This window comes from Herbidospora galbida, assembly GCF_005233835.1.
GTDB lineage: Bacteria > Actinomycetota > Actinomycetes > Streptosporangiales > Streptosporangiaceae > Herbidospora > Herbidospora galbida.
In genome coordinates, this window is sequence record NZ_SZQA01000084.1 from 1 (window position 1) to 12,738 (window position 12,738).

Sequence of the window (12,738 nt, forward strand, 5' to 3'; positions counted from 1 at the left end):
CGTGGCGGTGGTTGGTCTCCGGCTCGATCCAGTCATACAGCCATTCCAGGATGTTGCCCCGCGAGCCCGTCTTCATCGGGGGGAGCCGGTCGCGGGCGGCCAGCACCTGGGTGCGGAAGGAGGAGTCCACGCCGAGGGTCTGGCTGGCCTGGGCGCACCCGTTGAACAGATCGCGCAGGATCTGGTTGTCCATCGTCGGTCCGGCGCACACGCTGACGCCGTTGTGGTGCCCCAGCTCCGGCGAGTTCGACGGATTGGTGACCAGGTAGCCCAGGCTCGGTTCCTGCACCAGGGTGTCGAGGAAGAACTGGGCGGCGCCCTTCATGGCGGGGTAGTAGGTGCGCAGGAAGTCCACGTCACCGGTGAACAGGTAGTGCTCCCAGATCAGCGTGGCCAGCCAGGCGCCGCCGGTCTGCCACATGCCCCAGAAAGCGCCGTCGACGACTGAGGTGGCACGCCAGGCGTCGGTGTTGTGGTGGGTGACCCAGCCGCCGGCGTTGTACTGCGCCTGCGCGGTCCGCGCCCCGGTGACGGTCAGGTCGCTGATCATCTTGAACACCGGGTCGAAGCATTCGGCCAGGTTGGTGGTGTCGGCGTGCCAGTAGTTCATCGGCAGGTTGGCGTTGATCGTGTACTTCGAATCCCAGGAGGGGGTGAGGGAGTCGTTCCAGATGCCCTGCAGGTTGGCCGGCTGGCTGCCGGGCCGGGAGGAGGAGATGAGCAGGTAGCGGCCGAACTGGAACAGCAGCGCGGCGAACTGGGGGTCGTTGACGCTGTTGTGCTGGGCGATCCGCACGTCGGTGGGCTGGTCGGCGGCCGAGGTGCGGCCGAGGTCCAGGGTGGTGCGGTTGAACAGCGTCTGGTAGTCGGCCACGTGACGGCTGCGGAGGTCGGCGAACGTGCGCCCGGCGGCGGCGTTCAGATGGTTCCGGGCGATGCCCTGGTAGTCGCCGCTGACGTCGCGGTAGTTCTTGTAGCTCGACCCGATCGACACCAGCACGGTCACGCTGGTCGCGCCCGTCACCTGGAGGGTGCCGCCCGAACTGCTGACGTTGCCGCCTTCGGCGATCGCGCGGGCCAGGCCGAGGAAGCGGACCTGCCCCGAGATCCCCTCGAAGTTCCCTGAGATGCCGTCGAGGGCCACCGTCGTGCCGTCGGGGCTGGACCGGGTCGTGCGCTGCGGGCTGTCGAACGTGGCGGAGAAGCTGATCGCGTTGGCCCGGTCGGCGGTCAGCCTGATCGCGATGACCTGGTCGGGGAAGCTGGCGAAGATTTCGCGGCGGTAGCGGATGCCGTTCTGGGCGTAGGTGGTCACGGTGGTGGCCGTGGTCAGGTCCAGATAGCGGTTGTACTCCGAGACCCCGCTGGAGCTGCCGAACGTGAGCCGCAGGTTGCCGACGGTCTGGTAGGCCAACTGACCGGCGGGACCGCCCAGCATGTTCTGGTCGATCAGGCTCTGGGCCTGGCTCCACTGGTTCTGGAACACCAGCTGCCTGATCTGCCCGAGCGCCCCCGCACCCCGGGTGTTGCTCTGGTCGTACGGCCCGCCGGCCCAGACGGTGTCCTCGTTGAGCTGCAGGCGTTCCACGTCGACGTTGCCGAACACCATCGCGCCCAGGCGGCCGTTGCCGATCGGGAGGGCGCGCAGCCAGTCGGTGCCGGCGCTCTCGTCGTACCACAGGGCCAGGTCGCCCGCCTCGGGCGGCGGCGCGGCGGCGGCCCGGGCGACCGCCGTCCACTGGAGGGGCAGGATCGCGGCTCCGGCCGCGCCGAATCGCAGCACCTGCCTGCGGGATAAGTCAGACATCTCTCGGTACTCCCTTGCCAGGGGGTCAGGTGACCGTCAGGTTACAAACATGGGATTAATAGGGTCAATAGCCGTTGTGAGGACCGACATTTGCCCTCTTTCACCACATGATCATGGAGAGACATGGGATTGATTGGATTCGAAGGTGGGCGTCCGCGCCCCCTCACCGGACCGAACGGGCTGCTGTGCGTCGTCCTGGCGTATGTGACCAGATTCATCGGGTTAAGTCGCCGGGTTTGTTGACCCCGTATCGGACGGGGCCTACCGTCTAACCCATATTCATCCGATCAATTGGAGATCATTATGCCGACGATCACCTCAGTGGACGTGATCGACGTCAGGTTCCCCACCTCCGCCACCCTCGACGGCTCGGACGCGATGAACCCCGACGGCGACTACTCCGCCGCCTACGTGGTCCTCGGCACCGACGACGACCTGACGGGATACGGCCTGACCTTCACCATCGGACGCGGCAACGACCTGTGCGTGGCCGCCGCCCGCCAGATCGCCGCCCGCCTCGCCGGCCGCGACGTGGACGCCCTCGCCGCCGACCTGGGCGGCCTCTACCGTGAGATCATGGCCGACAGCCAGATGCGCTGGCTCGGGCCCGAGAAGGGCGTGGTGCACCTCGCCGCCGCCGCCGTGCTGAACGCCGCCTGGGACCTGGCCGCCCGCCGGGCCGGCAAGCCGCTGTGGCGGCTGGTGGCCGACATGACGCCGGAGGAGATCGTGGCGGCGTGCGACTTCCGCTACCTGTCCGACGTGCTCACCCCCGCCGAGGCCGTCGAGATGCTCGCGCGGCTGCACCCCACGCGCGAGGAGCGCGTCGCCGAACTGGCCGAGCACGGCTACCCCGCCTACACCACCTCGCCCGGCTGGCTGGGCTACGACGACGGCAAACTGCGGCAGCTGGTCAGGGAGGCGGTGGCCGACGGCTGGACGCACGTCAAGCTCAAGGTCGGCGCGGACGTCGACGACGACGTACGGCGGCTCTCGATCGCCCGGGAGGAGCTCGGCCACCGCAACCTCATGATCGACGCCAACCAGGTGTGGGACGTGCCGGACGCCATCTCCTGGGTGAACCGGCTGGCGGCCTTCGAGCCGCTGTGGATCGAGGAGCCGACCAGCCCCGACGACGTTTTGGGCCACGCCGCCATCCGCAAGGCGGTCGCCCCCGTCGGCGTGGCCACCGGGGAGCACTGCCACAACCGGGTGATGTTCAAGCAGCTCCTCCAGGCGGAGGCGATCGACTTCTGCCAGATCGACTCGTGCCGCCTGGCCTCGGTCAACGAGATCATCCCCATCCTGCTCATGGCCGCGAAGTTCGGCGTGCCGGTGTGCCCGCACGCCGGGGGCGTCGGGCTGTGCGAGATCGTCCAGCACCTGTCGGTGATCGACTACGTCTGCGTGAGCGGCAGCCTGGAGGGACGCGTCCTGGAGTACGTCGACCACCTGCACGAACACTTCACCGACCCGGTCCGGGTGGGCGGGGGACGTTACCGCCTGCCCGAGGCGCCCGGCTACAGCGCCCAGATGCGCCCGGACTCCGTCGAGGCCTACCGCTACCCTGATGGCCCGCAGTGGGCGAAGCAGTAGGGATGGTGGCGTGGGAGTCATCGAGAGCGCGATCGACACGATCAAGCAGATGATCGTCGACGGCGAGCTGCGTCCGGGCCAGAAACTCCCGATCGAGAAAGAGCTCGCCGACCAGCTCGGCATCGCCCGCAACACCCTGCGCGAGGCCGTGCGCGCGCTGATCGCCATGCGGGTCCTGCAGACCCGGCAGGGCGACGGCACCTACGTCACCAGCCTGTCCCCGGCGCTGCTGCTCGACGGCATGAGCTTCGTCGCCGACATCCACCAGCACGCGGGCGCGGGGGAGTTCCTGCACGTACGGCGGATCCTGGAGGCGGAGGCGACGGCCCTGGCGGCCGTCCGCATCCCCGACGACGACCTCGTCGCCCTGGGCAACCTGCTGGAGGAGGCCGAGCGCCTCGCCTCGGGGCCCGAGATCGACCACGGCAAGCTGGTCGCCCTCGACCAGGACTTCCACGCGTTGATCACCTCCCACTGCGGCAACGCCGTGCTGGCCGCCGTCATCCAGAACATGTCCGGCCGCACGGTCCGGGCCAGGATCTGGCGGGGCATGACCGACCCGGAGGCCGTGCAGCGCACGCTGGGGGAGCACCGCGCCGTCTATCTGGCGCTGCTGGCGCGCGACCCCGAGCGCGCCCGCATCCACGCCGCGATGCACGTTCTGGGCGTCGAAGAGAGCCTGGCCGGCTCCCGTGACTTCAGAGAGGACAACCATGAGTGATCCCGTCGAGCGCCTGACGGCCCGGCTGCGCGAGGAGGAGGCGGTCGTCGTCGCCTATTCGGGCGGCGCCGACTCGGCCCTGCTCGCCTTCGCCGCCGGCCGGGCGCTGGGCAGGCGGGCCCTGGCGGTCACCGCGGTCTCCCCGAGCCTGGCCTCGGCCGAGCGCTCCGCCGCGCGCGCCTTCGCGCGTGCGCACGGCTTCGCCCACGTCGAGGTCTGCACCGACGAGTTCGACCGGCCCGAGTACACCGCCAACGGGCGCGACCGGTGCTACCACTGCAAGTCGGCGCTGTTCGACGCGCTGACCCCGCTGGCCGCGGCCATGGGGGCCGCCGTCGCCCTCGGCACCAACCTCGACGACCTGGGCGACCACCGGCCCGGCCAGCGGGCCGCCGCCGAACGCGGCGTCATCACGCCGCTGGTCGACGCCGGGCTGACCAAGGCCGACGTGCGCGCGGCCAGCGCGGAACTCGGCCTCGTGACCGCCGCCAAGCCCGCCGCGCCCTGCCTGGCCTCGCGGGTGAGCTACGGCGACCCCGTCACGACCGAGGTGCTGGCCAGGATCGAGGCCGCCGAGGCGGCGCTGCGCGACCTCGGCTTCCCGGTGTGCCGGGTGCGCGCCCACGCGGGCGGCACCCTCGCCCGGATCGAGGTCCCGAGAGACCAGATCCTCCGCGCCGGCGAGGCGCGCGAGCGCATCGACGCCGCCGTGCGCGGCGCCGGCTTCACCTTCTGCTCGCTCGACCTGTCCGGCTTCGCGTCCGGACGCCTCAACGCGCTGCTCCCTCTGCTGCCGTCGTAGGCGCCCGGACGCGAGATCACGGGAGCGTCATTCCTGCGTCTTGCCGCCGGTCAGCCGCGACAGGGCCAGGGCGGTGAGGATGATCGCTCCGTTGAGCGCCTCGATCCACTGCGCCGGCACGCCGGCGAGGGTGAGGACGTTCTGGATCATGTAGAGCAGCAAGATGCCGGTGAACGCGCCGAACACCGTGCCCTTGCCGCCGTTGAGGCTGACCCCGCCGATGACGGCGGCGGCGAACACCGTGAAGATCGCCCCGTCGCCCTGCGCGGCGGCGACGGAGGCGAGCCGCCCGGTGAGCAGCAGGCCGCCGATCGCCGCCAGCACGCTGGCGGTGATCAGGGTGATCCACAGCACCCGGTCGGTGCGGATGCCCGCGGCCTTCGCGGCGTCGACGTTGCCGCCGATGGCGTACAGCGAGCGGCCGAACCCGGTGAAGCCCATGACCAGGACGCCGACCGCGAACAGCGCCAGGCAGATCCAGATCGAGGCGGGCACGCCGAACCACATCGCCGACCCCAAGTAGGTCATCGACTCCGGCAGGTTGAAGAAGGTCTGCCCGCCGGAGATGCCCGTGAGCAGGCCCCGCAGCACGATGAGCATGCCCAGGGTGACGATGAACCCGTTGAGCCCGAAGCGGACGATGAACAGCGCGTTCACCACCCCGACCAGCACGCCGACCGCCAGGGTGATGGGGATCGCCCAGAAGCCGGACAGCAGCCCGAGCCCCGACCCGGTCCCGACCGCGACCGTCAGCCAGGCGGCCACGCCGGGCGCCAGGCCGAAGGTCGACTCCAGCGACAGGTCCATCTTGCCGACGATCAGCACGAGCGCCTGCGCCAGGACGAGCAGCGAGATCTCCGACATGGTCTGCAGGATGTTGATCAGGTTGTCGGCCTGCAGGAAGATCGGATGGACGATCTGCCCGACGATCGCGATCGCGATGATCGCCGGTACGAGCGCGAAGTCGCGCAGCCGCGCCAGGCGGAGCCCCGACGGCGACCTCCCCGGCCCCTTCGGCGAAGGCCGCCCGGTCTCCGCGGGGGCGGCGGTGGTCTCAGGCATCGAGCTCGACTCCTTCCATGGCCGCCACCATCTCGTGGTCGTGCCAGCCGGCGGCCAGTTCGGTGGTGACCCGGCCGTGGAACATCACCAGCACCCGGTCGCACAGCCGCAGATCGTCCAGTTCGTCGGAGGCGATCACGACGCCGGTGCCCTTCCCGGCGATCTCCTCGACCTTCGCGAGCAGGAACTCCTTCGACCGGACGTCCACACCCGCCGTCGGGGTGATCAGCACGAGCAGGCGGGGGTCGCTCGCCAGGGCGCGGGCCATCACGACCTTCTGCTGGTTGCCCCCGGACAGGCCGTTGACGGGCAACTCCGGGCCGGGGGTCTTGATGGCCAGATTCGTGATCATCTCGCGGGCCAGGTCGTCGCGGCGGCGGCCGCTCACGAGCCCGGCGGTGCCGAGCCGTTCCGGCACGGTCATCGTGGTGTTGTCGGCGATCGACATCAACGGGATGAGCCCTTGGTGGTGGCGGTCGCGGGGGACCAGTCCGACCCCCGCCGCCAGCGAGTCGGGCACGCTGCCGGCCCGCGGGCGGCGCCCGGCGACCTCGACCGTGCCCTCGCGGGGCGCCCGCAGGCCCGCGATGGTCTCGGCCAGCTCGGTCTTCCCGCTGCCGCCGAGGCCGGCCAGCCCGACGATCTCTCCGGCCCTCACGCGCAGGTCGACGCCGGTGTAGAGGTCGCCGTCGGTCAGCCCGCGGGCGTCCAGGATCACGTCGGCGTCCGGGGGGACGGAGGGGCGGGCCTTCCTCTCCTGAAGGCCCGCCGCCTCCCCGGTCATGGCGGCCACCAGGTCTCCCCGGGGCAGTTCCATGACCGGCGCGGTGAGGATGTGCCGGGCGTCGCGGAAGACCGTGACGGTGTCGCAGATCTCGTAGATCTCCTGGAGGTGGTGGCTGATGAACAGGAAGGTGACGCCCTGTTCGCGCATCGCCCGCATCCGGTCGAAGAGGCGGGCGATCGCCGCTCCGTCGAGCTGCGCGGTGGGTTCGTCCAGGATGATGAACCGCGCGCCGAAGGACAGCGCCCTGGCGATCTCGACGAACTGCCGCTGCTCGACGCCGAGCTCCTTGGCCGGCAGGCGCACGTCCACGTCCACCGACCAGGCCTCCAGCAGGTCGGCCGCCTTCTTCCACATGCTCTTCCAGCTGACCAGCCGCAGGCCGTTGTGGTCGTGGCGGTTCAGGTAGAGGTTCTCGGCCACGGTCAGCTCGGGGATGATCGTGGACTTCTGGTAGACGCAGGCGACCCGCTCCCGCCAGGCGTTCCGCTCCGACAGGCGGGGCGCCGGCCGCCCGGCGAACCGGATCTCCCCCTCGTCGGGTTCCTGCAGGCCGGTGAGGATGGAGACCAGGGTTGACTTGCCCGCGCCGTTGCGCCCGACGAGGGCGTGCGTCTCGCCCGGCATGATCGTGATGTGGGCGCCGTCCAGCGCCACGGTCTCGCCGTATCTCTTGGTGATGCGCTCCGCCTCGGCGATGGGGCCGGTCACGGAGGAAGGGCTCGTGGAAGCGCCCATCGTCGTGCCTCTCAGCTCAGGTTGTTGCCCCAGAGCGACTTGTCGTCGTGCTTGACGCTGGGAATGCCGCCGTAGGTGCCGCCGTCGAGCGTGACGAGCGGGGCGGAGAGCTGGTCTTCCAGCAGGCCCGGCCGGACCTCGATGATGGTGCTGTCGTGGTCGGTCTTCCCCGGGGCGAAGGTCTTGCCCTCGATCGCCGCCTTGGTGTACTCCAGCGCCCACTTGGCGTAGAGGTCGGCGGGCTGGGACACGGTCGCGTCGATGTTGCCCGCCGCGATGTCCTTGAGCTCCTGCGGGATGCCGTCGTTGGAGACGACGAAGACGTGCTTCGGGTCGGTCGGCGGGACCAGCAGGTTGCGCTGCTTGAGCACCTGGAGGGTGCCCGACAGGGCGAAGCTCGACTGCATGTAGACGCCCTTGACGTCGGGGTTGGCGGTCAGCACCGTCGACAGCTTCTGCGAGGCGACCGCGCCGTCCCAGTTCGTGGCCTCGCCGAAGACCTTGATGCCGGGGTAGTTCTGCGTCATGCACTCGTTGAAGGCCTCGGTGCGGTCGCGGCCGTTGATGGAGGCCAGGTCGCCCTGCAGCATGACGACCTTGCCGGCGCCCTTCAGCTTCTCGCCGAGGTAGCGGCAGGCCTTCTCGCCGTAGGCGCGGTTGTCGGCGCGGACGACCATGAAGGCGTTGCCGGTGTCGGGCCGGGTGTCGACCAGGACGACGGGGATCTTCTTGCCCTCCAGCTGCTGGAGCGTGGGGGCCACCGCCGCGGTGTCCTGCGGCGCCATGACCAGGCCGCGGATGCCCTGGCTGACCAGGCTCTGCACGTTCGCCGTGAGCTTGGCGATGTCGTTCTGGGAGTTGGTGGTCTTCAGGTCGGCGCCGAGCTCGCCGGAGAACTTCGGCACGTAACTGATGTAGGAGTTCCAGAAGTCGGTGTCGGACCGGGGGTAGTCGACCCCGATCACCGGTTTCGCCGGGGCGTTGGTCGCCGCCTGCCCCGGGGTCTCGTCCCCGCCACACGCCGTCAGCAGACAGGCCGCCATTGACAACGTCACGGCGACGGGTAAGCGTCTGATTCTCATCGTCACTCCTTGAGGTGAGCGCCGGACATGGGATGTCTTTCTATGACCCAAACCATGTCGGTGTCTAGAGCTCTTGGACATAAACGCGATCACCTGCGTTTATGTCAGAATGCCCGGGAAGTCCGATGCTGATTCGGCGCCGAACATCACATGTCTGTCTCGGGTTTCCCGGCGGACGGGCATTCGGGGCAGGATGCACCTATGTCTCTGACCGAGCAGGCGATCGTCCGCATCCGGCAGCTCATCAAGGATGGGACGCTCCCTCCCGGAGCCCGGCTGCCTCCCGAGCAGGACCTGGCCGCGTCACTGGGCCTGTCCCGCAATCTCCTCCGCGAGGCCGTCCGCTCCCTGGTCACGACCCGCGTGCTGGAGGTGCGGCGGGGCGACGGCACCTACGTCACCTCGCTCGACCCCGCGCTGCTGCTGGAGGGGGTCGGCGTCGCGGTCGAGATGATGCAGGGAGACGACCTGCTGGAGATCACCGAGGTGCGAAGGCTGTTCGAGCCGGTGGCCACCAGCCTGGCGGCCACCCGCATCACGCCGGTCCAGCTGGCGGAGCTCCAGAGGCACCTCGACGCCATGGTCGCCGCCCAGGGCGACGTCGAGCTGCTCACCCACCACGACGACGCCTTCCACCGCGCCGTGTTCGAGGCCACCGGAAACCGGGCGCTGTGCGCCCTGCTCGTCGGAATAGCCAGCCGCACCGTACGGGCCCGGGTCTGGCGCGGGGTGCTCGAGGGCAACGTGGCCGGCCGCACCGTCTCCGAGCACGTCGCCATCTACAACGCGCTGGAGCGGGGCGACGCGGTGCTCGCCCAGGCGGCCGCGCTCATGCACGTCAGCACGACCGAGACCTGGCTGCGGGAGAACCTGGTGCGGTCGGCGGCGCCCGAACCGGGCGAGCGGGTCATCTGATCACGATCGGGCGCTCACCCCTCGGCACCAGTTCGCCGATCACCTGCGCGCCGGGCACCTCGCCCGCGATCAGCAGCCCACCGGAGGTCTGCGCGTCGGCCAGCAGGAGCATCGTCTCCTCGTCGGTCCCGCCCGACATGTGGGGCGCCACCCAGCCGAGGTTGCGGCGCGAGCCCCCGGGCACGAACCCGTCCCTGACCGCCTGCCGCGCCCCGTCGAGCAGCGGCACCTTCGCGCTGTCCACCACGGCCGTCACGCCCGAGGCCCTGGCCAGCTTGAACAGGTGACCGAGGAGCCCGAACCCGGTCACGTCCGTCGCGCACCGCACCCCGGCCCTGATCGCGGCCTCGCTCGCGGCGGCGTTGAGCCGCGTCATGACGTCGACGGCCTCGGGGAACACCTCGCCCGTCGCCTTGTGACGGTTGTTGAGGACGCCGAGGCCGAGCGGCTTGGTCAGCGACAGCGGCAGTCCGGCGCGACCGGCGTCGTTGCGCATCAGGGCGGCCGGATCGGCGAGGCCGGTGACGGCCATGCCGTACTTCGGCTCGGCGTCGACGACGCTGTGGCCGCCCGCCACGTGGCAGCCGGCCAGCGCGGCCACGTCCGCGCCCCCGCGCAGGACCTCGCGGGCCAGGTCGTACGGAAGGGTCTCGCGCGGCCAGCAGAGCAGGTTGAGCGCCATGAGGGGGCGGCCGCCCATGGCGTACACGTCGGACAGGGCGTTGGCCGCGGCGATGCGGCCCCAGTCGTAGGGGTCGTCCACCACGGGGGTGAAGAAGTCGGCGGTGGAGACGATCGCCGTGCCGCCCTCGACGCGGACGACGGCGGCGTCGTCTCCGGTCTCCAGCCCGACCAGCAGTTCTCCGGCCGGGTCCTTGGGGGTGACGCCGAGACCCGTCAGGACGTCCTCGAGTTCGCCCGGTGGGATCTTGCACGCGCAGCCGCCGCCTTGGGCGTATTGGGTCAGTCTCACCATGATCGGGATCATTGCGCGGATCAGCGGATTGGTATATCCCGATTTATCGTGACCGACTCGCGGCGCCACATCCCGCGCACCGACGCGCTCCTGGACGATCCCCGCCTCGCCCCGTACGTCGAGCTCATGGGACGCGGCCCCGTCAGGGAGGCCGTCCGGGCGGCCCAGAGACGGGCGAGAGACGGCGAGATCAGCCCCGCCGACGTGCCCGACGAGGTGGTGCGGTCGCTGCCGGGCGGCGGGCCCCGCGAGGTGATCAACGCCACCGGGGTGCTCCTGCACACCAATCTCGGCCGGGCCCCGCTCTCGGCCCCCGCCCTGGACGCCGTTCGCGGCGCGGCCGGGACCACCGACGTCGAGTTCGACCTGGAGACCGGGCGCCGGGCCCGGCGCGGCCGGGCGGCGCTGGCCGCGCTCGCGCGGGCGGTCCCGGACGCGGAGGCGGTGCACCTCGTCAACAACAACGCCGCCGCGCTCGTGCTGGCCGCGACCGCGCTGGCCCAGGGGCGGGAGATCGTGATCAGCCGGGGGGAGCTGGTCGAGATCGGCGACGGCTTCCGGCTGCCCGACCTGCTGGCCTCCACCGGCGCCCGCCTGCGCGAGGTCGGCACCACCAACCGCACGTCCGTGGCCGACTACGCCGGCGCGATCGGGCCGGCGACCGGGTTCGTGCTCAAGGTGCATCCCTCGAACTACCGGATCGAGGGCTTCGCGGCGACGCCGTCCGTCGGCGAACTGACGGGGCTGGGCGTGCCGCTGGTCGCCGACATCGGCTCGGGACTGCTCACGCCGGAACCGCTGCTGCCGGACGAGCCCGACGCGGCGACGTGGCTGCGCGCGGGCGCCGACCTGGTCACGGCCAGCGGCGACAAGCTGCTCGGCGGCCCCCAGTGCGGCCTGCTGCTCGGGCGGGCCGAGGCGGTCGAGCGGCTGCGCCGCCACCCGCTGGCGCGGGCCCTGCGGGTCGACAAGCTGACCCTCGCGGCCCTGGAGGCCACGCTCACCCACGCGGCCAACCCGGCCCGCGAGGCGCTGGCCGCCGACCCGGCCGTCCTGCGCCGCCGCGCCGGCGACCTGGTGCGACGGCTGGCCGAGGCGGGTGTGAAGGCCGACGCGGTGGACACCGAGGCGGCCGTCGGGGGCGGGGGAGCGCCCGGCGTCGCGCTGCCCAGCGCGGCGGTGGCGGTGGCCGGGTCACTGGCCGGGCCGCTGCGGACGGGCCGTCCGGCGGTGGTCGGCCGGGTCGAGGGCGGGCGCTGCCTGCTCGACCTGCGCGCGGTCGCACCGCACCGCGACGACGACCTCTTCGACGCCGTGACGCGGGCGGTCGTGGCCGCGTGCGGGTGATCGCCACCGCCGGGCACGTCGACCACGGGAAGTCCACGCTGCTGCGGGCGCTCACCGGGATGGAGCCCGACCGGTGGGAGGAGGAGCGGCGGCGCGGCCTGACCATCGACCTCGGCTACGTGTGGACGGAGGACCTCGCCTTCGTCGACGTGCCCGGCCACGAGCGCTTCGTCGGCAACATGCTGGCGGGGGTCGGCCCGGTCACGGCGGTGCTGTTCGCGGTGGCGGCCGACGCCGGCTGGTCGGTGCAGTCGCAGGAGCACCTGGAGATCCTGCATGCCCTGGGCGTCGGCCGGGGCGTGCTCGCCGTCACCCGGTCGGACCTCGCCGACCCCGGACCGGTGCTGGCCGACTGCCGCGACCGGCTGCGCGGCACCACCCTCGCGGACGTGCCGACGACCGCCGTCAGCGCGGTCACGGGACACGGCCTGGACGACCTGCGCGCCCTGCTGGCCGCCATACCGCCGGCCGACCCGGCCCCGGAGGCGGACGTGCGGCTGTGGATCGACCGCGTCTTCACCGTCGAGGGACGGGGGACCGTCGTCACCGGGACGCTCGGCGCCGGGGTGATCCGGGTCGGCGACGCGCTCCGGCTCGGCGACGACGACGTGCGCGTCCGGGGCCTGCACAGTCTCAACGAGGCGAAGGCCGAGGTCGCCGCCCCCGCCCGGGTCGCGGTGAACCTGCGCGGCGGCGCGCGGCCCCGGCGCGGGCATCCGCTGGTGACCCCCGGGCGCTGGCTCGACGTGCGGGTGCTCGACGTCCGGGTCTCCGGCGCGGACCGTCCGCCCGAGCACGTGACCTGGCACGTCGGCACGGCGGCGGAGCCCGCGCGGCTGCGCGCCCTCGGCGACGACACCGTGCGGGTGACCCTGCCCCGGCCGCTTCCCCTGCGGGTCGGCGACCGG

Annotated in this window: 11 protein-coding genes; 6 read left to right on the plus strand and 5 right to left on the minus strand. The window is 71.5% G+C overall.

Annotation, left to right across the window (positions count from 1 at the left end; all coding sequences use genetic code 11):
- A partial coding sequence (locus FDA94_RS38345; protein WP_137251924.1) for a glycoside hydrolase family 95 protein occupies nucleotides 1-1,807 on the minus strand: 1,807 nt, incomplete at its 3' end.
- A gap of 303 nt (nucleotides 1,808-2,110) precedes the next feature.
- On the opposite strand from FDA94_RS38345, the gene FDA94_RS38350 reads away from it, so the two are divergent.
- The 3 genes from FDA94_RS38350 to larE are packed head-to-tail and all read left to right on the plus strand — an operon-like array spanning nucleotide 2,111 to nucleotide 4,926.
- Nucleotides 2,111-3,403: an enolase C-terminal domain-like protein gene (locus FDA94_RS38350; protein WP_137251925.1), complete on the plus strand. Its 1,293-nt coding sequence runs from the start codon at nucleotides 2,111-2,113 to the stop codon at nucleotides 3,401-3,403.
- 10 nt (nucleotides 3,404-3,413) lie between these two features.
- Nucleotides 3,414-4,124, plus strand: coding sequence for a FadR/GntR family transcriptional regulator (locus FDA94_RS38355; protein WP_137251926.1), 711 nt, complete (start codon nucleotides 3,414-3,416; stop codon nucleotides 4,122-4,124).
- Nucleotides 4,117-4,926, plus strand: a complete 810-nt coding sequence (larE, locus tag FDA94_RS38360; protein WP_137251927.1) for an ATP-dependent sacrificial sulfur transferase LarE — start codon at nucleotides 4,117-4,119, stop codon at nucleotides 4,924-4,926. The genes FDA94_RS38355 and larE overlap by 8 nt, the downstream gene beginning before the upstream one ends.
- A gap of 27 nt (nucleotides 4,927-4,953) precedes the next feature.
- Here larE and FDA94_RS38365 read toward each other — a convergent pair whose 3' ends face one another.
- The 3 genes from FDA94_RS38365 to FDA94_RS38375 are packed head-to-tail and all read right to left on the minus strand — an operon-like array spanning nucleotide 4,954 to nucleotide 8,592.
- Nucleotides 4,954-5,988 carry an ABC transporter permease gene (locus tag FDA94_RS38365; protein WP_137251928.1) on the minus strand — a complete coding sequence of 345 codons (1,035 nt, stop codon included), beginning with the start codon at nucleotides 5,986-5,988 and terminating at the stop codon, nucleotides 4,954-4,956.
- Nucleotides 5,981-7,483, minus strand: coding sequence for a sugar ABC transporter ATP-binding protein (locus FDA94_RS38370; protein ID WP_246060386.1), 1,503 nt, complete (start codon nucleotides 7,481-7,483; stop codon nucleotides 5,981-5,983). Before FDA94_RS38370 ends, FDA94_RS38365 begins: the two co-directional genes overlap by 8 nt.
- Before the next feature lie 38 nt (nucleotides 7,484-7,521).
- On the minus strand, nucleotides 7,522-8,592 hold the full coding sequence (locus FDA94_RS38375; RefSeq protein WP_170991317.1) for a sugar ABC transporter substrate-binding protein: 1,071 nt from the start codon (nucleotides 8,590-8,592) through the stop codon (nucleotides 7,522-7,524).
- Nucleotides 8,593-8,793: 201 nt separating this feature from the next.
- On the opposite strand from FDA94_RS38375, the gene FDA94_RS38380 reads away from it, so the two are divergent.
- The gene (locus FDA94_RS38380; RefSeq protein WP_137251930.1) at nucleotides 8,794-9,507 is read left to right on the plus strand and encodes a FadR/GntR family transcriptional regulator; all 714 of its coding nucleotides are present in this window, start codon (nucleotides 8,794-8,796) and stop codon (nucleotides 9,505-9,507) included.
- Here FDA94_RS38380 and selD read toward each other — a convergent pair.
- Nucleotides 9,500-10,483 carry a selenide, water dikinase SelD gene (gene selD / locus FDA94_RS38385; protein ID WP_212735699.1) on the minus strand — a complete coding sequence of 328 codons (984 nt, stop codon included), beginning with the start codon at nucleotides 10,481-10,483 and terminating at the stop codon, nucleotides 9,500-9,502. The two genes, FDA94_RS38380 and selD, sit on opposite strands and share 8 nt — an antisense overlap.
- A 48-nt stretch (nucleotides 10,484-10,531) precedes the next feature.
- On the opposite strand from selD, the gene selA reads away from it, so the two are divergent.
- Nucleotides 10,532-11,830 (plus strand): L-seryl-tRNA(Sec) selenium transferase, encoded by a 1,299-nt coding sequence (selA, locus tag FDA94_RS38390; protein WP_137251932.1) that lies wholly within the window; start codon nucleotides 10,532-10,534, stop codon nucleotides 11,828-11,830.
- Nucleotides 11,821-12,738, plus strand: a 918-nt coding sequence (locus tag FDA94_RS38395) for a GTP-binding protein (protein WP_170991318.1), incomplete at its 3' end; no start/stop codon positions are given. The genes selA and FDA94_RS38395, both read left to right, overlap by 10 nt.